The sequence below is a fragment of the Limosilactobacillus reuteri genome, from assembly GCF_034259105.1.
Classification (GTDB): domain Bacteria; phylum Bacillota; class Bacilli; order Lactobacillales; family Lactobacillaceae; genus Limosilactobacillus; species Limosilactobacillus reuteri_G.
Window position 1 is genome coordinate 67,475 of the sequence record NZ_CP139476.1, and the last position, 24,699, is coordinate 92,173.

8 protein-coding genes and 6 pseudogenes are annotated in these 24,699 nt (G+C 43.2%); 11 read left to right on the forward strand and 3 right to left on the reverse strand.

Features of this window, described 5'->3' with window-relative positions:
• Window positions 1-21: 21 nt before the first annotated feature.
• Window positions 22-13,803, forward strand: coding sequence for a mucin-binding protein (locus SH603_RS00405; RefSeq protein WP_321533549.1), 13,782 nt, complete (start codon window positions 22-24; stop codon window positions 13,801-13,803).
• Between the two features lie 247 nt (window positions 13,804-14,050).
• Here SH603_RS00405 and SH603_RS00410 read toward each other — a convergent pair.
• A pseudogene (locus tag SH603_RS00410) lies at window positions 14,051-14,281 on the reverse strand (transposase); the annotation flags it as partial.
• 565 nt (window positions 14,282-14,846) lie between these two features.
• On the opposite strand from SH603_RS00410, the pseudogene ltrA reads away from it, so the two are divergent.
• The 9 genes and pseudogenes from ltrA (at window position 14,847) to citG (ending at window position 22,859) form a co-directional block, all read left to right on the forward strand.
• A pseudogene (gene ltrA / locus SH603_RS00415) lies at window positions 14,847-16,230 on the forward strand (group II intron reverse transcriptase/maturase).
• 145 nt (window positions 16,231-16,375) lie between these two features.
• Window positions 16,376-17,011 (forward strand): recombinase family protein, encoded by a 636-nt coding sequence (locus SH603_RS00420; RefSeq protein WP_321533550.1) that lies wholly within the window; start codon window positions 16,376-16,378, stop codon window positions 17,009-17,011.
• A gap of 41 nt (window positions 17,012-17,052) precedes the next feature.
• Window positions 17,053-17,982, forward strand: a pseudogene (locus tag SH603_RS00425) (IS30-like element ISLpl1 family transposase).
• Window positions 17,983-18,033: 51 nt separating this feature from the next.
• Entirely contained in the window at window positions 18,034-18,396 is a 363-nt protein-coding gene (locus tag SH603_RS00430) for a TIGR02328 family protein (protein WP_056949709.1), read from the forward strand.
• 298 nt (window positions 18,397-18,694) lie between these two features.
• On the forward strand, window positions 18,695-19,783 hold the full coding sequence (locus SH603_RS00435) for an NAD(P)-dependent malic enzyme (protein WP_321533551.1): 1,089 nt from the start codon (window positions 18,695-18,697) through the stop codon (window positions 19,781-19,783).
• A 25-nt stretch (window positions 19,784-19,808) separates the two neighbouring features.
• Window positions 19,809-20,789: an AEC family transporter gene (locus SH603_RS00440; protein WP_021742161.1), complete on the forward strand. Its 981-nt coding sequence runs from the start codon at window positions 19,809-19,811 to the stop codon at window positions 20,787-20,789.
• 136 nt (window positions 20,790-20,925) lie between these two features.
• Complete coding sequence (locus SH603_RS00445; RefSeq protein WP_321533552.1) at window positions 20,926-21,453, forward strand: adenylyltransferase/cytidyltransferase family protein; 528 nt, start codon at window positions 20,926-20,928, stop codon at window positions 21,451-21,453.
• Window positions 21,440-21,985 carry a citrate lyase holo-[acyl-carrier protein] synthase gene (gene citX, locus SH603_RS00450; RefSeq protein ID WP_003593418.1) on the forward strand — a complete coding sequence of 182 codons (546 nt, stop codon included), beginning with the start codon at window positions 21,440-21,442 and terminating at the stop codon, window positions 21,983-21,985. The genes SH603_RS00445 and citX overlap by 14 nt, the downstream gene beginning before the upstream one ends.
• Window positions 21,985-22,859, forward strand: a pseudogene (gene citG, locus SH603_RS00455) (triphosphoribosyl-dephospho-CoA synthase CitG). The gene citX and the pseudogene citG overlap by 1 nt, the downstream one beginning before the upstream one ends.
• Before the next feature lie 67 nt (window positions 22,860-22,926).
• Here the strand turns inward: citG and SH603_RS00460 are convergent.
• Window positions 22,927-23,628, reverse strand: a pseudogene (locus tag SH603_RS00460) (excinuclease ABC subunit A); the annotation flags it as partial.
• Between the two features lie 57 nt (window positions 23,629-23,685).
• Here SH603_RS00460 and SH603_RS00465 point away from each other — a divergent pair.
• Window positions 23,686-24,473, forward strand: a protein-coding gene (locus SH603_RS00465) for an IS5 family transposase (protein WP_169477490.1) whose coding sequence is annotated in 2 segments (ribosomal slippage) — window positions 23,686-23,950 and window positions 23,950-24,473 — 789 coding nt in all. Because the reading frame shifts where the segments join, the coding sequence is not laid out codon by codon here.
• Window position 24,474: 1 nt separating this feature from the next.
• Here the strand turns inward: SH603_RS00465 and SH603_RS00470 are convergent.
• A pseudogene (locus SH603_RS00470) lies at window positions 24,475-24,663 on the reverse strand (excinuclease ABC subunit A); the annotation flags it as partial.
• Between the last annotated feature and the right edge of the window lie 36 nt (window positions 24,664-24,699).

A 24,699-nucleotide genomic window follows, 5' to 3' on the forward strand; every position in this document is an offset into this window, starting at 1 on the left:
TGAGCGGGAAGGAAGTTTATAATGGGAGAAAAGAAATTACATTATAAAATGTATAAAGATGGCAAAAAATTCGTTTTTGCCGCAATTGCTACACTGTCTTTTTTTGCCTTCGGTGGGGTATCAACGGTAGCAGTTCATGCTGATACCACCTCAGGGAACTTAACTGCCGCCACTGTAAACAGCACTAGTGATAGGAAGAGCGCTGTTTCATCAGCAGCTACTGCAGTAAGCAGTGCCAGTGATACGAAGAGTGCTGCTCAACAATCAGCAGCTACTGCAGTAAGCAGTGCCAGTGATACGAAGAGTGCTGCTCAACAATCAGCAGTTACTGCAGTAAGCAGTGCCAGTGATACGAAGAGTGCTGCTCAACAATCAGCAGCTACTGTAGCAAGCAGTGCCAGTGATACGAAGAGTGTTTTTCAGCTGCTAATGGCCGATTATGCAACAACTGCGTATAATTCAACCCCAATCGATGATGCAACTTCTCAAAAGAATAGTGATGGTAAAACCCAGTATTCATCATTAGATAATGCTCAAAATTTAAGCTTTGAATCGAACTCTCAAGATAGCAGTGCTCCAACTGCAACTGGGGTAAATTTAACAGCTACGTACACCCAGGCTAATCTGCCTCAGCAATTTAAGGGTGATGGTATGACCGGGGACACACTTTGGTTGTATTCAGGGGCTGATCTTTTACATAGGAATGTATCTATTACAAAGAATTGGGCTAACGCCGGATCAATTAACGGACGAAAGGTTGACTTTCATGAAACATTTCATGATTTCGTTGCTCAAAATAACCCGGGTACTGATGGTATTAGGAGCATAACGGGTGTCGATCAAAAAAACCCGTATCTTATTTTAATTAGCTCGAATGCTGTTGATAACATCGATGTCTACAATGCCAACTTCCAAGAAACCTTCTGGTTTACTTACTCTGATGATGGCTCAATCGTAGACATTACCAAATTTGATCAGGCTCATGCTGCTCAAAATAACAATCAAATTTTTTATTTTTTGTCTGCTTCATTAAGCTCTGATAATAGTGTAAATAGTAACCGTCGTGAATACGTTCAAACTAATGATGCCAAAACCGTAGTCATCTCAAAAAATCCTATTAATGATCCATCAACAGGATTCACAGCACCAGCATCAACAATTGGACTCACACGTGTTTCTGGTAGCAATGTTCCAGATGGTTTAGTCTATACAAACACCGATCCTTCGGGTTATCAGTCACATGCTGGTGAGGATAGTAATCCGGATTATTATGCTCTACAAGGGGGAGTGACCTTTGTCAATTTTACTTCGAATAAACCAACACTTTACCTAGGCGCGGTTCCAATCAATGCTTCAAGCGCTCCTTGGTGGTGGCATGGTAATCGTCCTTGGTGGTGGCATGGTAATCATAATAAGAACTCTGATTTTTTGAACTTTGTCACTTACTCAATTGTTATTAACAAAAAAGTTAATGAGACTATTAACTATGTTGACCAAACTGGTAAAACAGTCGCCCCTAGTTATACCGCTAACCCTATTACCTTTATCACAGTTAAAGCATGGAATGGGACTACCACGTATTATAAGTTCGGCAGTCAGAAGAACCCAACTTTAGACAATGCGGGTAAACCCGATAGCAGCTGGATTCAGGCCGATAATGCTAAATTTGGTGCTATTGATAACCCAACAGTTAAGGGATATAAGGTTATCAGGACCAATGCTCCGGGCTCTGATCTAAATAGCGTTGCCATTCAAACTGTTAACAAAACGTCTGATGATTTAAATTTTACGGTTGTTTATGCACCAGCTTACAGTACTAGTGAGGTTAAGACGGTAACCGAAACCGTACACTATATTGGTCAAGATGGTCAACCAGTTGCAAAGGATGCCAGTGGAATACCAACTCGTTTTGTAACGATTACCAATCCGATTGATGGTTCGACAGCGACATACTATTCAACGACTGAATCTGGTCAACCAACTCTTGATAATAATGGTGTACCAGTAGGTAATTGGACTCGGGGCAATAGTACAGATTTTGCGGCAATTATCAACCCAAGTGTTATTGGTCAACATGTCGTGTCCACAACTGATCCAAGTAACGATTTAACACAGACAACTGTTAAAAGTATTGATAGTAATTCTGGTAATTTGGACTTCACTGTGACTTATACACCAAACCATGAAGCCGCCAACGTCACTTATATCGATGATACGACTGGTAAAACCTTAAGCACTAAGGACTTGACTGGCGACTATGGTTCAACTGATCCTTATCGGACGGGTGACACCATTGCCGATTATGAAGAACAAGGGTATCAATTAGTCTCAGACAATTATCCAACTCATGGTGTGGTTTATAACCAAGATGGTACCGTTCAAAAGTTCGAGGTTCATTTAACTCATGGCACAACGCCGGTTGGTCCGAAGAATCCACAAACACCAGGTAAACCAATTAATCCAGAGAATCCTGGTGGACCAAAGTGGCCAGAAGGAACTGACAAGAGTTCTCTTACTCAGACAGTCACTAGAACTATTAATTACCTGGATAAGCAGACTGGCAAAGTTGTCGCTAAGCAAGTTACTGAACAGGTTACGTATAACCGTACCGTTATTGTTGATAAAGTAACTGGTCAAATCATTGGTTACTCGACAACAGGTGGTGATACCGTTGACCAAACTGATGGTGATAAAGCTTGGACTGCAGTTGATAATAAGTCTGATTGGGATTCTGTCACTTCTCCTGACTTGAGTTCCAAGGGCTACTTGGCAGCGGATTTGGCCGCGGTTGCTCAACAGACAGTTACCCCAGGTGATAAGGATGTTACAGTTAATGTTCACTATGACCACGCCGTGGTCCCAGTAAATCCAACGCATCCACAAACACCAGGTAAGCCAATTAATCCAAAGAATCCTAATGGACCAAAGTGGCCAGAAGGGACTGATAAGAAGTCGCTGACAACTGCTGTTCACCAGACCATCCATTATCAATATGTCAATGGTTCACAAGCAGCTCCTGATAAGACCGATTCCACGACATTTGACCATCAAGTTGAAGTTGATAAGGTCACCGGTAAGATTGTTAAGGATGGTGGTTGGACAGCCGAAAATGGCAAGACGAGTTTTGATAGTAAGAAGTCACCGGTAATTCCAGGCTATACTGCAAGTAAGCCAGCCAGCGATTCAGTTGATGGCTTAACGCATGATAGTAAGGATAATGTTCAGACCATTATCTATACAGCAAACCATGAAGCCGCCAACGTCACTTATATCGATGATACGACTGGTAAAACCTTAAGCACTAAGGACTTGACTGGCGACTATGGTTCAACTGATCCTTATCGGACGGGTGACACCATTGCCGATTATGAAAAACAAGGGTATCAATTAGTCTCAGACAATTATCCAACTCATGGTGTGGTTTATAACCAAAATGGTACCGTTCAAAAGTTCGAGGTTCATTTAACTCATGGCACAACGCCGGTTGGTCCGAAGAATCCACAAACACCAGGTAAACCAATTAATCCAGAGAATCCTGGTGGACCAAAGTGGCCAGAAGGAACTGACAAGGGTTCTCTTACTCAGACAGTCATTAGAACTGTTAATTACCTGGATAAGCAGACTGGCAAAGTTGTCGCTAAGCCAGTTACTGAACAGGTTACGTATAACCGTACCGCCATTGTTGATAAAGTAACTGGTCAAATCATTGGTTACTCGACAACCGGTGGTGATACCGTTGACCAAACTGATGGTGATAAAGCTTGGACTGCAGTTGATCATAAGTCTGATTGGGATTCTGTCACTTCACCTGACTTGAGTTCCAAGGGCTACTTGGCACCGGATTTGGCCACAGTTGCTCAACAGACAGTTACCCCAGGTGATAAGGATGTTACCGTTAAGGTTTACTATGACCACGACGTGGTCCCAGTAAATCCAACGAAGCCACAAACACCAGGTAAGCCAATTAATCCAAAGAATCCTAATGGACCAAAGTGGCCAGAAGGAACTGATAAGAATTCGCTGACAACTGCTGTTCACCAGACCATCCATTATCAATATGTCAATGGTTCACAAGCAGCTCCTGATAAGACCGATTCCACGACATTTGACCATCAAGTTGAAGTTGATAAGGTCACCGGTAAGATTGTTAAGGATGATGGTTGGACAGCCGAAAATGGCAAGACGAGTTTTGATAGTAAGAAGTCACCGGTAATTCCAGGCTATACTGCAAGTAAGCCAGCCAGCGATTCAGTTGATGGCTTAACGCATGATAGTAAGAATAATGTTCAGACCATTATCTATACAGCAAACCATGAAGCCGCCAACGTCACTTATATCGATGATACGACTGGTAAAACCTTAAGCACTAAGGACTTGACTGGCGACTATGGTTCAACTGATCCTTATCGGACGGGTGACACCATTGCCGATTATGAAGAACAAGGGTATCAATTAGTCTCAGACAATTATCCAACTCATGGTGTGGTTTATAACCAAGATGGTACCGTTCAAAAGTTCGAGGTTCATTTAACTCATGGCACAACGCCGGTTGGTCCGAAGAATCCACAAACACCAGGTAAACCAATTAATCCAGAGAATCCTGGTGGACCAAAGTGGCCAGAAGGAACTGACAAGAGTTCTCTTACTCAGACAGTCACTAGAACTATTAATTACCTGGATAAGCAGACTGGCAAAGTTGTCGCTAAGCCAGTTACTGAACAGGTTACGTATAACCGTACCGCCATTGTTGATAAAGTAACTGGTCAAATCATTGGTTACTCGACAACCGGTGGTGATACCGTTGACCAAACTGATGGTGATAAAGCTTGGACTGCAGTTGATCATAAGTCTGATTGGGATTCTGTCACTTCTCCTGACTTGAGTTCCAAGGGCTACTTGGCACCGGATTTGGCCACAGTTGCTCAACAGACAGTTACCCCAGGTGATAAGGATGTTACCGTTAAGGTTTACTATGACCACGCCGTGGTCCCAGTAAATCCAACGCATCCACAAACACCAGGTAAGCCAATTAATCCAAAGAATCCTAATGGACCAAAGTGGCCAGAAGGGACTGATAAGAAGTCGCTGACAACTGCTGTTCACCAGACCATCCATTATCAATATGTCAATGGTTCACAAGCAGCTCCTGATAAGACCGATTCCACGACATTTGACCATCAAGTTGAAGTTGATAAGGTCACCGGTAAGATTGTTAAGGATGATGGTTGGACAGCCGAAAATGGCAAGACGAGTTTTGATAGTAAGAAGTCACCGGTAATTCCAGGCTATACTGCAAGTAAGCCAGCCAGCGATTCAGTTGATGGCTTAACGCATGATAGTAAGGATAATGTTCAGACCATTATCTATACAGCAAACCAAGAAGCCGCCAACGTCACTTATATCGATGATACGACTGGTAAAACCTTAAGCACTAAGGACTTGACTGGCGACTATGGTTCAACTGATCCTTATCGGACGGGTGACACCATTGCCGATTATGAAGAACAAGGGTATCAATTAGTCTCAGACAATTATCCAACTCATGGTGTGGTTTATAACCAAGATGGTACCGTTCAAAAGTTCGAGGTTCATTTAACTCATGGCACAACGCCGGTTGGTCCGAAGAATCCACAAACACCAGGTAAACCAATTAATCCAGAGAATCCTGGTGGACCAAAGTGGCCAGAAGGAACTGACAAGAGTTCTCTTACTCAGACAGTCACTAGAACTATTAATTACCTGGATAAGCAGACTGGCAAAGTTGTCGCTAAGCAAGTTACTGAACAGGTTACGTATAACCGTACCGTTATTGTTGATAAAGTAACTGGTCAAATCATTGGTTACTCGACAACAGGTGGTGATACCGTTGACCAAACTGATGGTGATAAAGCTTGGACTGCAGTTGATAATAAGTCTGATTGGGATTCTGTCACTTCTCCTGACTTGAGTTCCAAGGGCTACTTGGCAGCGGATTTGGCCGCGGTTGCTCAACAGACAGTTACCCCAGGTGATAAGGATGTTACAGTTAATGTTCACTATGACCACGCCGTGGTCCCAGTAAATCCAACGCATCCACAAACACCAGGTAAGCCAATTAATCCAAAGAATCCTAATGGACCAAAGTGGCCAGAAGGGACTGATAAGAAGTCGCTGACAACTGCTGTTCACCAGACCATCCATTATCAATATGTCAATGGTTCACAAGCAGCTCCTGATAAGACCGATTCCACGACATTTGACCATCAAGTTGAAGTTGATAAGGTCACCGGTAAGATTGTTAAGGATGGTGGTTGGACAGCCGAAAATGGCAAGACGAGTTTTGATAGTAAGAAGTCACCGGTAATTCCAGGCTATACTGCAAGTAAGCCAGCCAGCGATTCAGTTGATGGCTTAACGCATGATAGTAAGGATAATGTTCAGACCATTATCTATACAGCAAACCATGAAGCCGCCAACGTCACTTATATCGATGATACGACTGGTAAAACCTTAAGCACTAAGGACTTGACTGGCGACTATGGTTCAACTGATCCTTATCGGACGGGTGACACCATTGCCGATTATGAAGAACAAGGGTATCAATTAGTCTCAGACAATTATCCAACTCATGGTGTGGTTTATAACCAAGATGGTACCGTTCAAAAGTTCGAGGTTCATTTAACTCATGGCACAACGCCGGTTGGTCCGAAGAATCCACAAACACCAGGTAAACCAATTAATCCAGAGAATCCTGGTGGACCAAAGTGGCCAGAAGGAACTGACAAGAGTTCTCTTACTCAGACAGTCACTAGAACTATTAATTACCTGGATAAGCAGACTGGCAAAGTTGTCGCTAAGCCAGTTACTGAACAGGTTACGTATAACCGTACCGCCATTGTTGATAAAGTAACTGGTCAAATCATTGGTTACTCGACAACCGGTGGTGATACCGTTGACCAAACTGATGGTGATAAAGCTTGGACTGCAGTTGATCATAAGTCTGATTGGGATTCTGTCACTTCTCCTGACTTGAGTTCCAAGGGCTACTTGGCACCGGATTTGGCCACAGTTGCTCAACAGACAGTTACCCCAGGTGATAAGGATGTTACCGTTAAGGTTTACTATGACCACGCCGTGGTCCCAGTAAATCCAACGCATCCACAAACACCAGGTAAGCCAATTAATCCAAAGAATCCTAATGGACCAAAGTGGCCAGAAGGGACTGATAAGAAGTCGCTGACAACTGCTGTTCACCAGACCATCCATTATCAATATGTCAATGGTTCACAAGCAGCTCCTGATAAGACCGATTCCACGACATTTGACCATCAAGTTGAAGTTGATAAGGTCACCGGTAAGATTGTTAAGGATGATGGTTGGACAGCCGAAAATGGCAAGACGAGTTTTGATAGTAAGAAGTCACCGGTAATTCCAGGCTATACTGCAAGTAAGCCAGCCAGCGATTCAGTTGATGGCTTAACGCATGATAGTAAGGATAATGTTCAGACCATTATCTATACAGCAAACCAAGAAGCCGCCAACGTCACTTATATCGATGATACGACTGGTAAAACCTTAAGCACTAAGGACTTGACTGGCGACTATGGTTCAACTGATCCTTATCGGACGGGTGACACCATTGCCGATTATGAAGAACAAGGGTATCAATTAGTCTCAGACAATTATCCAACTCATGGTGTGGTTTATAACCAAGATGGTACCGTTCAAAAGTTCGAGGTTCATTTAACTCATGGCACAACGCCGGTTGGTCCGAAGAATCCACAAACACCAGGTAAACCAATTAATCCAGAGAATCCTGGTGGACCAAAGTGGCCAGAAGGAACTGACAAGAGTTCTCTTACTCAGACAGTCACTAGAACTATTAATTACCTGGATAAGCAGACTGGCAAAGTTGTCGCTAAGCAAGTTACTGAACAGGTTACGTATAACCGTACCGTTATTGTTGATAAAGTAACTGGTCAAATCATTGGTTACTCGACAACAGGTGGTGATACCGTTGACCAAACTGATGGTGATAAAGCTTGGACTGCAGTTGATAATAAGTCTGATTGGGATTCTGTCACTTCTCCTGACTTGAGTTCCAAGGGCTACTTGGCAGCGGATTTGGCCGCGGTTGCTCAACAGACAGTTACCCCAGGTGATAAGGATGTTACAGTTAATGTTCACTATGACCACGCCGTGGTCCCAGTAAATCCAACGCATCCACAAACACCAGGTAAGCCAATTAATCCAAAGAATCCTAATGGACCAAAGTGGCCAGAAGGGACTGATAAGAAGTCGCTGACAACTGCTGTTCACCAGACCATCCATTATCAATATGTCAATGGTTCACAAGCAGCTCCTGATAAGACCGATTCCACGACATTTGACCATCAAGTTGAAGTTGATAAGGTCACCGGTAAGATTGTTAAGGATGGTGGTTGGACAGCCGAAAATGGCAAGACGAGTTTTGATAGTAAGAAGTCACCGGTAATTCCAGGCTATACTGCAAGTAAGCCAGCCAGCGATTCAGTTGATGGCTTAACGCATGATAGTAAGGATAATGTTCAGACCATTATCTATACAGCAAACCATGAAGCCGCCAACGTCACTTATATCGATGATACGACTGGTAAAACCTTAAGCACTAAGGACTTGACTGGCGACTATGGTTCAACTGATCCTTATCGGACGGGTGACACCATTGCCGATTATGAAAAACAAGGGTATCAATTAGTCTCAGACAATTATCCAACTCATGGTGTGGTTTATAACCAAAATGGTACCGTTCAAAAGTTCGAGGTTCATTTAACTCATGGCACAACGCCGGTTGGTCCGAAGAATCCACAAACACCAGGTAAACCAATTAATCCAGAGAATCCTGGTGGACCAAAGTGGCCAGAAGGAACTGACAAGGGTTCTCTTACTCAGACAGTCATTAGAACTGTTAATTACCTGGATAAGCAGACTGGCAAAGTTGTCGCTAAGCCAGTTACTGAACAGGTTACGTATAACCGTACCGCCATTGTTGATAAAGTAACTGGTCAAATCATTGGTTACTCGACAACCGGTGGTGATACCGTTGACCAAACTGATGGTGATAAAGCTTGGACTGCAGTTGATCATAAGTCTGATTGGGATTCTGTCACTTCACCTGACTTGAGTTCCAAGGGCTACTTGGCACCGGATTTGGCCACAGTTGCTCAACAGACAGTTACCCCAGGTGATAAGGATGTTACCGTTAAGGTTTACTATGACCACGACGTGGTCCCAGTAAATCCAACGAAGCCACAAACACCAGGTACGCCAATTAATCCAGATGATCCTGATGGACCAAAGTGGCCAGAAGGAACTGACAAGAGTTCTGTTACTCAGACAGTCATTAGAACTGTTAATTACCTGGATAAGCAGACTGGCAAAGTTGTCGCTAAGCAAGTTACTGAACAGGTTACGTATAACCGTACCGTTATTGTTGATAAAGTAACTGGTCAAATCATTGGTTACTCGACAACAGGTGGTGATACCGTTGACCAAACTGATGGTGATAAAGCTTGGACTGCAGTTGATAATAAGTCTGATTGGGATTCTGTCACTTCTCCTGACTTGAGTTCCAAGGGCTACTTGGCAGCGGATTTGGCCGCGGTTGCTCAACAGACAGTTACCCCAGGTGATAAGGATGTTACAGTTAATGTTCACTATGACCACGACGTGGTCCCAGTAAATCCAACGAATCCACAAACACCAGGTACGCCAATTAATCCAGATGATCCAGATAGTCCAAAATGGCCAGCTGGGACTGATAAGAATTCGCTGACAACTGATGTTCACCAGACAATCCATTATCAATATGGCGATGGTTCACAAGCAGCTCCTGATAAGACTGATTCCACGACATTTGACCATCAAGTTGAAATTGATAAGGTCACCGGTAAGATTGTTAAGGATGATGGTTGGACAGCCGAAAATGGCAAGACGAGTTTTGATAGTAAGAAGTCACCGGTAATTCCAGGCTATACTGCAAGTAAGCCAGCCAGCGATTCAGTTGATGGCTTAACGCATGATAGTAAGAATAATGTTCAGACCATTATCTATACAGCAAACCATGAAGCCGCCAACGTCACTTATATCGATGATACGACTGGTAAAACCTTAAGCACTAAGGACTTGACTGGCGACTATGGTTCAACTGATCCTTATCGGACGGGTGACACCATTGCCGATTATGAAAAACAAGGGTATCAATTAGTCTCAGACAATTATCCAACTCATGGTGTGGTTTATAACCAAGATGGTACCGTTCAAAAGTTCGAGGTTCATTTAACTCATGGCACAACGCCGGTTGGTCCGAAGAATCCACAAACACCAGGTAAACCAATTAATCCAAATAATCCTAATGGACCAAAGTGGCCAGAAGGAACTGACAAGAGTTCTCTTACTCAGACAGTCACTAGAACTGTTAATTACCTGGATAAGCAGACTGACAAAGCTGTCGCTACGCCAGTTACTGAACAGGTTACGTATAACCGTACCGCCATTGTTGATAAAGTAACTGGTCAAATCATTGGTTACTCGACAACAGGTGGTGATACCGTTGACCAAACTGATGGTGATAAAGCTTGGACTGCAGTTGATCATAAGTCTGATTGGGATTCTGTCACTTCTCCTGACTTGAGTTCCAAGGGCTACTTGGCACCGGATTTGGCCACAGTTGCTCAACAGACAGTTACCCCAGGTGATAAGGATGTTACAGTTAATGTTCACTATGACCACAACGTGGTCCCAGTAAATCCAACGAATCCACAAACACCAGGTACGCCAATTAATCCAGATGATCCTGATGGACCAAAGTGGCCAGAAGGAACTGACAAGAGTTCTGTTACTCAGACAGTCATTAGAACTGTTAATTACCTGGATAAGCAGACTGGCAAAGTTGTCGCTAAGCAAGTTACTGAACAGGTTACGTATAACCGTACCGTTATTGTTGATAAAGTAACTGGTCAAATCATTGGTTACTCGACAACAGGTGGTGATACCGTTGACCAAACTGATGGTGATAAAGCTTGGACTGCAGTTGATAATAAGTCTGATTGGGATTCTGTCACTTCTCCTGACTTGAGTTCCAAGGGCTACTTGGCAGCGGATTTGGCCGCGGTTGCTCAACAGACAGTTACCCCAGGTGATAAGGATGTTACAGTTAATGTTCACTATGACCACGACGTGGTCCCAGTAAATCCAACGAATCCACAAACACCAGGTACGCCAATTAATCCAGATGATCCAGATAGTCCAAAATGGCCAGCTGGGACTGATAAGAATTCGCTGACAACTGATGTTCACCAGACAATCCATTATCAATATGGCGATGGTTCACAAGCAGCTCCTGATAAGACTGATTCCACGACATTTGACCATCAAGTTGAAATTGATAAGGTCACCGGTGAGATTGTTAAGGATGATGGTTGGACAGCCGAAAATGGCAAGACGAGTTTTGATAGTAAGAATTCACCGGTAATTCCAGGCTATACTGCAAGTAAGCCAGCCAGCGATTCAGTTGATGGCTTAACGCAAGATAGTAAGGATAATGTTCAGACCATTATCTATACAGCAAACCAAGAAGCCGCCAACGTCACTTATATTGATGATAAGACTGGTAAAACCTTAAGCGTTAAGGACTTGACTGGCGACTATGGTTCAACGGATCCTTATCGGACGGGTGACACCATTGCCGATTATGAAAAACAAGGGTATCAATTAGTCTCAGACAATTATCCAACTAAGGGTGTGGTTTATAACCAAGATGGTACCGTTCAAAGTTTCGAGGTTCATTTGACACATGGCACAACGCAAACAAGTGAAAGTCAAACTGTCAATGAGACCATCCATTATGTTTATAAGAACGGTGACAAAGCAGCTGATGATTATCAAGCAACACCACTGAACTTTACGCGTACTGTAACGACCGACAAGGTCACTGGTAAAAAGACCTATGGTCCTTGGTCAGCAGATCAAAGCTTTGCGGCCGTGACTAGCCCAGCTATTAAGGGTTATACAGCTGATAAGGCGCAAATTGACAAGCAAACAGTTAACGGGGACTCAAAGGACTTAGCATTCACGGTTACCTATACCAAGAACGCTCCAACGATTACGACAGATAAGAAGACAGTTCATGAGACCATTCATTATCAAGGCGCTGGTAATCAAACTCCTGCTGATCACACTGCTTCTGTCGACTTCACACGTCAAGTCTCAACTGACGCAGTAACTGGGGAAAAGACGTATGGTAATTGGTCAGCAGCTCAAAGCTTTGACGCAGTCAAAAGTCCTGAATTAAAGGGTTATACCGCTGACAAGGCGCAAATTGACAAGCAAACAGTTAACGGGGACTCAAAGGACTTAGCATTCACGGTTACCTATACCAAGAACGCTCCAACGATTACGACAGATAAGAAGACAGTTCATGAGACCATTCATTATCAAGGCGCTGGTAATCAAACTCCTGCTGATCACACTGCTTCTGTCGACTTCACACGTCAAGTCTCAACTGACGCAGTAACTGGGGAAAAGACGTATGGTAATTGGTCAGCAGATCAAAGCTTTGACGCAGTCAAAAGTCCTGAATTAAAGGGTTATACCGCTGACAAGGCGCAAATTGACAAGCAAACAGTTAACGGGGACTCAAAGGACTTAGCATTCACGGTTACCTATACCAAGAACGCTCCAACGATTACGACAGATAAGAAGACAGTTCATGAGACCATTCATTATCAAGGCGCTGGTAATCAAACTCCTGCTGATCACACTGCTTCTGTCGACTTCACACGTCAAGTCTCAACTGACGCAGTAACTGGGGAAAAGACGTATGGTCCTTGGTCAGCAGATCAAAGCTTTGACGCAGTCAAAAGTCCTGAATTAAAGGGTTATACCGCTGACAAGGCGCAAATTGACAAGCAAACAGTTAACGGGGACTCAAAGGACTTAGCATTCACGGTTACCTATACCAAGAACGCTCCAACGATTACGACAGATAAGAAGACAGTTCATGAGACCATTCATTATCAAGGCGCTGGTAATCAAACTCCTGCTGATCACACTGCTTCTGTCGACTTCACACGTTCAGTCTCAACTGACGCAGTAACTGGGGAAAAGACGTATGGTAATTGGTCAGCAGCTCAAAGCTTTGCGGCCGTGACTAGCCCAGCTATTAAGGGTTATACAGCTGATAAGGCGCAAATTGACAAGCAAACAGTTAATGGGGACTCAAAGGACTTAGAATTCAAGGTTACCTATACCAAGAATGCTCCAGTTGCTGGCGGTAACGTCACAGCTAAGTATGTTGATGAAAACGGCAATTCAATCGCTGACGACGTTATTGCTTCTGGTAATGTAGGCGATCCATATTCAACGACCCAAAAGGATGTGCCAGGCTACACCTTCAAAGAAGTCCAAGGGAACCCTACGGGGAGCTTTACGGATCAGGATCAGACTGTTACCTATGTTTACACGAAGAACCCCGCAACAGATAACAATGGCGGCACTGGGCTCAATCAACCGGGGAAGCCAGGTAATGGTACGGACACAGGAAATTCCAGTTCTAACCAACCAGGGAATCCTTCCCAGCCAAGTAACGCTACTAACAATGGAGTAATCAATACGTCGACTAATACAGGATCTAAAGTTAACAACAGTGCTGTTAATTCACCAGAATTACCTCAAACTGGTGAAAACAATAGTCAAAGTCAAACAATGTCATCTATTGGTATTTTGTTGGCAATGTTTGGAAGTTTACTCGGTTTTCTTGGTATCAAGAAACGTCGTAATGATTAACCATTAAATAAATATATCTGTAGTGAATATAGATTATTTAAAGAGGGCCCTGAAGAATATTATTATTCTGGCTCTGTGTCAAATGGTGTTGATTAATAGTTTTTATCTTTTGAAAGGTCCACTCTTCGGAGTGGGCTTTTTGTTATTGAACCGAAAAACTCCGTTTGAGAAGTCAGATGGCCGCAATTATGCTCTGTAGCCCTGTTTTTGGGCACACTCCTCCCCGGGGTGTCGTACACTGACTTTTCTAGGCAATCAGTTGGTAGATCCGTTCAAACATGCGCTCTTGATTGGCAAATCCATAACAGCTGCGCTTTAGCGCTTTGATCTTACGGTTAATGCCTTCTAGTGGGCCATTTGAAAGCTTGGTTTGAGAAGCATTCAAAACGCCTCTGAGGTTTTTCCTCAGTGTGGCAATGGCGATGTCCATTGGCTCACCGCACGACCTGTAGGTCTTGATGAGGTTACTCAGGTGCTCTGGGTCTAGAATTTTTGGTGTTGGAAAGTATTTCCATTCCAAAAGTACTAGGCCCTAATTTAAAAAGCCATTGATAATGGATCAAAAACGGCCAATAGGGTATACCCTATTGGTCTTTTTTAGTGCGCCCGGCATGGGTATTAGCTAGGTGGTGAAAGTCCGCTATGGGCCGTAGTAGTCGGAACCATGAGCTGAGGACAAGGGTGTCCACCGTGAGGTGGAATCTGAAGGAAGTCTAAGGCAAAGTACTGCATCGATGAACAAGAAGTAGCTATAAGGCTGAAATTAACTGGATAAGGCTGCTAGACAAGTTGAAGTCCAATACTACTCGAAGTTGGTCTCAGTAAAGCTAACGATGACATGGTACGAAAGCTAATATTCTTACCCGGGGAGATCTGGCCTACACGTTTCCGACAAGAGGAATAAGTTTAATTTCCACAGAAACAAGCGGTGCAGTGATGCAGTGTTGAGTAAGCCAGAAGTCAGCCGAGGTCATAGTAGTTTGAATAATCAGATGAAGGACTGAACGACAATAACTTGTAACTTATATCGGAGGTGTAATCAGGTGCGACAATCGCAGAAAACAGAACAACAAGCTGACCGCTTGTCGAGGATAGGTTTGGAAAACCGAAAGTACACAAGGGCGCGTAGTACCGGTTATGGTGAAGGTAAAGGTATGAGTGTCACTATCCAAGACCTGGTCTTGGATCGCAATAATCTTAATCAGGCTTATTTGCGAGTTAAGAGAAATAAAGGAGCAGCAGGCGTTGACGATATGACAGTCAATGACCTTCTGCCATATCTCAGAGAAAATAAGACGGAACTGATCGCTAGTTTGCGTGAGGGCAAGTATAAACCAGCTCCAGTCAAACGGGTAGAAATTCCGAAGCCTAATGGTGGAGTAAGAAGACTTGGAATACCAACGGTGGTGGACCGAATGGTTCAACAAGCTGTAGCCCAAATTCTTACGCCTATCTTTGAGCGTATTTTCTCTGATAATAGCTTTGGCTTCCGTCCCCACCGTGGGGCCCATGACGCTATTTCAAAAGTAGTAGATCTTTATAATCAAGGTTATCGAAGAGTTGTCGACTTAGACCTAAAAGCCTATTTTGATAACGTTAATCATGACTTGATGATTAAGTATCTCCAACAATATATTGATGACCCATGGACACTAAGACTCATTCGTAAGTTTCTAACTAGCGGAGTCTTAGACCATGGGCTTTTCGCTAAGAGTGAAAAAGGAAACCCCACAAGGAGGGCCATTGTCACCACTACTGGCGAACATCTATCTAAATGAGTTGGACGAAGAGTTGACTAGACGTGGTCACCACTTTGTGCGCTATGCGGATGATTGTAACATCTATGTTAAAAGTCAACGAGCCGGAGAACGAGTAATGCGAAGCATTACCCAGTTTCTAGAAAAGCGCTTGAAAGTTAAAGTGAACCCAGATAAAACCAAAGTCGGTAGCCCGCTACGGTTGAAGTTTCTTGGCTTTTCGTTGGGTGTAGACCACAATGGGGCCTACGCCCGTCCAGCTAAACAATCGCAACAACGAGTAAAGAAAGCACTGAAGTTATTAACTAAACGTAATCGTGGAATATCTCTGACAAGAATGTTTGAAGAAATTCATCGAAAAATGCGTGGGTGGCTTCAGTACTACTCAATTGGGAAACTAACTAACTTTATTCAACGCCTTGACAAGTGGTTGAGGGTCCGAATAAGGCAGTATATTTGGAAGCAATGGAAAAAGTTTAAAACTAAGGTAACTAACTTACAGAAGTTGGGGCTGTCCCAGCGTGATGCATATGTCTTCGCTAGTACCCGAAAGGGCTACTGGCGAACTGCACATAGTAAGACCTTGAGCTATTCTCTAACTAATAGAAAACTGGAACAACTCGGACTTATGAATATGTCCAAGACGCTCCAGTCAATTCAATGTGATTAAGTTGTCGAACCGCCGTATACGGAACCGTACGTACGGTGGTGTGAGAGGTCGATAATTGAACTAATCAATTATCTCCTACTCGATTTTCTGTGCTATACTAGGAATTACAAGTGTTCATTAGAACTGTCCAAAAGGAGAACTGGAAATGGCTAAAATCGGTTATGCGCGTGTGAGTTCCAAGGAGCAACATTTAGATCGACAGTTAGTGGCTTTAAAAGACGTTGATAAATTATTTACGGATAAATTAAGTGGGGCTAACACTAATCGGCCAGAACTGCAAAAAATGCTGGCCTATATTCGTGAGGGTGATATTGTAATGGTCACTGAATTAGATCGCTTAGGCAGAAACAACCATGATTTGACTAAGATCATGAACTCCATTCAAAATAAGGGTGCCACCCTAGATGTGTTGAATTTACCGTCCATGACAGGGATTGCTGACCCAAATTTACGTCAACTGATGACCAACTTGATTATTGAACTCTATAAGTATCAGGCCGAAAGTGAACGTAAGCGAATCATTGAGCGCCAGCAGCAAGGGATTGCCTTAGCTAAGCAGCAGGGTAAATATCATGGGCGCAAACCCCAATACACCCAAGACGATCCCCGCTTGCAACATGCTTTTAAACTTTATCAGGCAGGCATGAGTGATGTCGATGTTGCCCGTAATACAGGAATTAAACGGACAACCTTTATAAGGTATCGAAAGAAATTTAATGTTAAGGTAGATTGTAAAATTAATCCGAACGCTGTTCGGACAAAAAAGATCAGCTTCCTTTAAAATGGTGTTTACCACAAACCCATCTTTTAGGAGCTGATCTTTTGTCTAGTATAACCTATTCCGAACGAATTAAAATCGAAACCTTTTGTGAACTAGGGCTGTCCAATATCCAAATGGGCGTTCGGCTGAACCGATCACCGTCAACAATTTCTTATGAATTATCTCGATGTCAACCTTATCAGGCTGAATTAGCACAAACAGATGCCGAATACAAGCGATCACGATGTGGTCGGAAAACTAAGCTGAGCGATGAGTTAAAGTAAAAAATTCTCAACCATTTACGTCTAAGCTGGTCACCAGGAATGATTGCTCACGAATTTAAACTAGCTACTAAATCTATTTATAATTGGCTAAATCAGGGGAGAATTGGTTTCTCCTTGAATGATCTACCTGAACATGGCGTACGCCAACGGCGTAACGTTGACCAACGATCCAAATATAATCAATCTTTGGGGCGATCAATTGAACAGCGTCCTATGATGATTAATCAACGTAATCGCATCGGCGATTTTGAACTAGATACAGTCGTTGGTCCTCGTGGGCATAGTAAGGCAGTTTTATTAACTTTAATCGATCGAAAATCACGGTTCCTTTGGGCATACCGGTTAAAAGATCGGACGACAGCGACTGTTAATGAAGCACTAACTAAGTTCCTAACCACTTTTAATGGTCCGGTGCACAGCTTTACTGTGGACCGTGGCACTGAGTTTAGTGGGCTAGTATCACTTGAATCACAATATGGTATTAAGACCTATTACTGCCATGCTTATACTCCAGCTGAACGTGGTAGTAATGAACGCTTTAATCGGAATTTACGTTATTTTTATCCTAAAGGGACTCGTTTTGAGCACATTAGTGCTCAAGATTTAACGACGACGTTACTCCAAATTAACCAGCGACCCCTTAAAATACTCGACTGGCAAACACCGTATCAGGTTATGCTGACAAATTTGTCCAAAAATTCGGATTAAATTTGCAATTTACCACATTGATAAATAAAATAAAAAATTAGGAGGCTAATTATGCGACTTTGGCATGAGCAACTCATTAGCAAACTTCCTCGCCAACAACTGTTAGGACAGCATCGGGAAATTGCTGCTTTAAGAGGCAATGGCTGGGGAAAAAAGCATGCAACTGTTAATTATGTATTCAATTACTCACCATATAAACTTTATCAATTTCACTTGCTGGTCATGCACGAAATGCAGCGGCGCGGATATCGTCCTAATAAAAAATGGTTTGATCCGCTTTACCGTGGTATCCATTGCGATCCATATATAATTTTGAAAAAGTGTCCGATAACTAACCCGATTTATCCAGAACATAATGATTCGTATTTGAAAGAATGTTTATCTAATTTAGCCAGTAAGGGGATTATTTTATAAATCTAAGAGGGTATCTCATTCGAAATACCCTCTTAGATTTAGCTAGTAATCCGCATTGAATTAAGATACTGGCTAACTTATTCTTGAAATTTAGGTTTTTTTAAAATATCGATATTGTTATTTTTAAAATTAAAAAAATCAATTAAAATTTGCAAAATTTAAAAGTCGGAGTAAGATAGGACTTGTTAAAAAATGAACGATCTTAGCACTGATTAGGTAAAAATGCTGAAAGGAAGTAACGCCATTGGATAAAGATGAAATTGTTAAATCACATGCGACCCATACTGGAGTTCTGGAAATGGCTCCGGAATTAGCAGTTGAAAATAAAACTGATTTGGGTAAGGCTTACACACCTGGTGTGGCGACTATCTCAAAGGCGATTGAAAAGGACCCTAGTTTAAAAGACCAACTCACCTTGAGTGGTAAGTTGGTCGCAGTTGTAACAGATGGCTCGGCAGTTTTAGGGTTAGGGAATATTGGCCCCGCCGGCGGATTACCCGTTGTTGAAGGGAAATCATTGCTATACAAGGATTTGGCCGGCGTTGATGCATTACCGATTGCCATTAAACAAGTGCCAATTGATGAATTTGTTCAGACCGTTCAGAACACGTCATTATCTTTTGCCGGTATTCATTTGGAAGATATTGCCGCACCGCGTTGCTTTGAAATTGAGGATAAGTTACGCCAGACGTTGGATATTCCGGTTTACCATGATGATCAAGAAGGAACCGCAATTGTGGTACTTGCTGGACTGCTGAATGCGGCTAAAGTTGTGGGCAAGAACTTGGCTGATCTCAAGGTCGTCTTAAATGGTGTAGGGGCGTCGGGTGTAGCGACGGCAAAGCTGTTACACGGTGTCGGTGTTCAACACATCACGTTGGTTGATATTGATGGAGTGGTTAAGCCAGATTCAACGACCTATAACACGTATCAAACGACATTGGCGAAAGAGATTGGTTTAAATGTTACGGGCAACAGCTTAGACGATGTGATTGATGATCAGGACGTCTTCATCGGTTTATCTGATGCTGATGTTTTGACGGGCGCTCAAGTTGAACGCATGGCTGATCAACCAATTATTTTTGCTTTGGCCAATCCCAAACCAGAAATTGATCCAGCAGTCGCTCACGCAGCCCATGCTGGGGTTGTAGCTACTGGCTCAGGCCAATATCCTAACCAAGTCAATAATATCCTAGTGTTCCCAGGGCTGTTCAAGGGATTACTTCTAAGCGGGCTAAAATCAGTAGACCTAGCGGTTGAAGAAGTTGTTGCACGAGCTTTGGCACAAATGATCACTGCTCCAACATCAGAAAAAATTATTCCAGGTGTGTTTGATGATGGGGTTGTTGAAACTGTCACACAAGCATTACTTAATTATAAAAAATAGGGCTTTTTGAAAGGAAGTAAATATCATGGATGTATTCCTCACCTCGATTCAAAGCGTGTTAGCAATTGTGATTATGATTGCCGTTGGGTATTATGGTCAACTTCGTGGTTGGTTCGATGAAAAGTTTTCGGGTTCACTTTCTAAATTAATCATGCGGATCGCCTTACCTGCTTCAATTTTTATGGCAATGATGAAGTATTTCAATCCGTCCAACCTGGCGAATTTATCGGCAGGCGTTATTTACACGATTATCTCGATTCTTGTGGGTTACGTTGTTGCTTGGATCGCTGTCCGTGCCTTTAAAGTACCACATGGGCGTCGTGGCTTAATGATGACAGCAATTAATGGGGCCAATACCGTATTTATTGGGATGCCCTTGAACGTGGCTTTGTTTGGGGAAGTTTCGGTTCCTTATTTACTGACGTATTACATCGTCAACACAGTTATTATTTGGACATTAGGTGTTTGGGTTATCGCCGGTGATGATCCAACGATTGACCGTGAAGGTGGCAATAAGGCGAAATTTGATTGGCATCACCTAATTCCAGCGCCACTATGGGGGTTCATTGTGGCATTGCCATTTATCTATATCCCTGGGTTAGAAAATGGTCTTATGAAATTGACCTTTGCGACGACGGCCTTGTCAGATATTGGTGCGTTGGTAACGCCCTTGTCTTTAATCTATATCGGGATTATGCTCCGTCGCTTTGGTATTTTGAATATGCGGTTCGATGGTAATGTTATTTGGACATTATTGGGTCGCTTTGCCATTTCACCCATTATCATGGCAATCATCGTATTCTGTGGTTTCCATATTGGTATTCACATGAACAGTGTTTTCCAACAAACTTTGATCATTCAGGCTGCTACACCATCGTTGGCTGTATTACCTATCTTGGCGAATACGTACCATGGTGATGTAAAGTTTGCGACAAACATTGTTGTATCGACCTCGGTCTTGTTTATTATCGTTGTTCCAATTATTATGGTCTTACAAAACCTGTAGATCATGCTACAAGTGAAGGGGGAGCAGTACTATCAATAATGACGTTCAATCTTTAAATTTAAATGATCGAGTAGTTTTTGATGATTGGCAAGCCTTTCTGGAATCACTAGGTATCAGCAATTTTCAGCCGAATGAATTGGCTCAAATTGATCATACACTCGGAATTTATAATGATCAGCATCAGTTAGTTGCGACAGGGTCGGTTGCGGGCAATGTTCTTAAATATGTTGGTGTCTGCAATAAAGAATCGGCGCAAGGTAGTCACTTTAATACGATCATATCTGCATTGATGAATCTATTAGCTGAGCGGGAAATCTTCCATGTTTTTGTTTTTACTAAAAACAAGTACTCAGCGAGCTTTCAACATGTTGGTTTTAAGGAATTAGCGCATACGGATTTAGGCGCGGTTTTAGAAACGGGAGATACAGACGTTGCGGACTACGTTGCGCGAATTCCACAGGCCGTTGATCAGGCGCAGCAACGGGTTTCGGGAATCGTCATGAACGCAAATCCCTTTACGTTAGGTCATCGATATTTAGTGGAGCAGGCCGCTAAGGAAAATGATCGGGTTTATGTATTTGTTGTTCAAGACAACGTTTCTTTATTTACAACGGATGAACGCCGTCAACTGGTTGTAAGGAGGCCTCTCGATGATGGCACATAGTATTTTTGAAACAGGTTCACCGGTCGACATTGCTATGGTGTTGGCTAACCGGGATCGGCGTGTGGCAGTCCAGCAACGAATCTTAGAACAGACACCAGATGAAACTCTGATTGTAACGAAGCTAAATGTTCCAGGACCAATTAAGAACAATGCCGCGTTGCAGCAGCTATTTACGGTGGGCGTAAGTCGATTTCGGTCGGTATTGGCCCAAGCGAATCTTGCGGTGACACAGATTACGGAATGGCATGAATTAACGGGAAATGAGTTGTTTTGGCGGTCATCGGCGACCAGTGCCGCCGTTAAGCGTGCAGCAGTGACATTTGAAGATACGGATGTGTTGGGACGAATTTTTGACGTGGATATTCTAACTGGTAATCCGGCCAAAGCAATATCACGAACTACCTTGGGATTTCCGGTACGGCGTTGCTTTGTCTGTCAACGGCCAGCCAAAGAATGTGCCCGTTCACGACGTCATTCGGTTGCTGAATTACAAGCCTATTTTGACCGATTGTATCAGCAAGTTAGCCACTAATGGAGGAGAAGTCCGTGATAAATGAACAAACCCAAACGCCACTGGTTAGAAATGCGATCCGTGCCTTATTGTATGAAGTGACGGTCACACCCAAGCCGGGACTTGTTGATCCAGCTAGTCAGGGGCCTCATCCAGATATGACGGCGTTTACCTTTATCAACAGTGCCTTAAGTTTACAGCCTTACTTTAGTCAATGTGAGCAGGTCGGTTGCCAGTTTGAGACGGCAGATTTAACTCAGCTGTTTCACCAACTACGTCCACTAGGGGTTGTGGCAGAGCGGGAGATGTTTACCGCAACAGCTGGTGTGAATACGCACAAGGGAGCAGTCTTTTCTTTGGGAATCTTGGTCGCGGCTAGTGCCTATCAGGTGGCTCACCCGACAAAAGACTTACGCAAGATTGTACAGGAAATGCTGATGGGATTGACGACACGTGACTTTGACGGATTGGCAACGAAAGACCCGACAATGTTAACGGCGGGAGAACGAATGTACTTACAATATGGTATTAAAGGAATTCGGGGTGAAGCAGAGGCCGGGTACCCTACGGTCTTTCGTTGGGCTTTACCAGCATTGCGTCAGAGTACAGGGACACTGAATCAGCGGTTATTGGATACTTTACTGACTATTGTGGCGAATTCAATAGATACAAACTTAGTGAAGCGAGCCGGCAACAGTGAGGTGGTTGACTGGGCCCATACCGAAGCGCAGACGTATTTAGCGCTTGGTGGTAGTCAGACAGCGGCTGGGTGGCAGAAACTCGTTGAACTGAATCAGGTCTTTGACCAACGGCATTTAAGCTTGGGGGATCGGCAGATCTTTTGATCTTGACAATCTTTTTAGGTCTACAAGAAGGTACCATAACTGCGCCATAAAAAGAGTGATTGGCATGAAAACATGTCAGTCACTCTTTTTATTCTTAAAATAAACGAATGAGAATAACGCCACCTGTTCACCAATTTCTTTAATGACCGTTTCAATTTCGACTTGGTTAAAATAATCTCGTGGCAATACTTGTGAATTACCCAGGCTAGCTGCCTTAACCTTAATTGATTCCGTGACTTTTGCGCGATCAATTCCCCAGGCCGTAGCAAATAACTGGCTACCAATGACGCCAAGCTGCTGTTTGAGTAAATAAGGGTTGGTATGGGCTAGCTCATACATATTGTGAATGTGAAGGCGGTTCAAACGTTTCGCCATACGGGGGCCAATCCCCCAAACGTCCGTTAATTCAGTAATTGACCAAATTTTATCCGGCACAGTTTCGTAATGGATTTCACCGATCAATTCATGATTATGTTTAGCGTAAAGGTCTAAGGCTAATTTAGCTTGCACCGGATTGTCACCAATTCCCACGGTGGTATACAAGCCTAGCTTTTGCCGAACTGTCTTTTGAATCAAGCGGGCCACTTCGCGAACGGAATTGCCAAACAGCCGCCAAGTATGGGTCATATCAAGAATGCTTTCATCAATTGAATACGGCCAAACCTCTTTTTCAGTGGTAAATTGATGAAAGATCTGATTGATCTGCAAATTACGTTGAATATAAAGGTTCATGCGCGGTGGCACGACCCACAACCTGGGGTCATTGGGTAAGTCACGTTTACGGGAGACGTTGGCTTTAAGATGAAATAAGTGCTTAGAAGCTGTCCAAGATCTATGATTTTTGATATACTTCTATGTAAAAAGCGAGTTTAAGCTATGAAAAATTATCCCAGCAATATTACTCGGCAACAATTTGAATTAATTCGACCAGCTTTAGAAAATTTTCGTAAGCGAACTAAGCCTCGAAAATATGACCTCTACGAGGTCTTCTGTGCGGTCCTATATGTCTTGAAAACCGGTTGCCAATGGCGTCAAGTCCCCGGTGATTTCCCAGAATGGCGGTCAGTTTACAACTATTACAAAATTTGGTCAACTAAAGCTGAGCCTACGGCTGATTCTTTATTGGAACAAGTTTTAAAAGAATTGTCATTGCTCGGCGAACTTACCAAGGACGTTCAGCTTTAACTTCCTTTATTATCGTTGACGCTCAGAGCGTCAAAAACACCGCTACTGCTGAAAACAAAGGTTACGACGCTGGTAAGAAAATCTCGGGGATTAAGCGCCATCTGGCAGTTGATATCAATGGCTTTCCGCAGGCCATTCACATGACGCGAGCGAACGTCTCTGATCGAGACGGGGCCAGTGCAATGATCGCTTTACATGCCATGCATTTACGCCAGGTTCAAAATGTCTTAGTTGATGGTGGTTATTCAGGCGTTAATTTTCAGCTCGATGTAGCCAGTAATTTAAACGCAACCGTGCAGGTTGCGAAGCGCAATGAGTTGCATCGATTCGAAGTCATGCCCCAACGTTGGGTAGTCGAACGATCTTTTAGTTGGCTAGAGAATTGTCGGCGACTTTGGAAAAATTGTGAGCGTCAATTAACCACCAGTCTGCAAATGGTCGTTTTAGCGTTTTTAGCACTATTACTTAAGAGATTTTAGACAGCTTCTTAGCTTCGGGTGACGTGGCTAAAATGAGTCCGCCATTGGTATTTTCAGCTTCACTAAGGACCACTAATGGGACTTTTAAGGGATTTAGCCCCCGGGAAACGGCTTCGCAACTAGCATAAAAGGACTTGTTATCAATTAAGAAGAACACGCCATGCGGTTCATCATGAGTAAACAATTTCATCACTTCCGTTAGCTTTTACCTGTATTGTAGCACAGA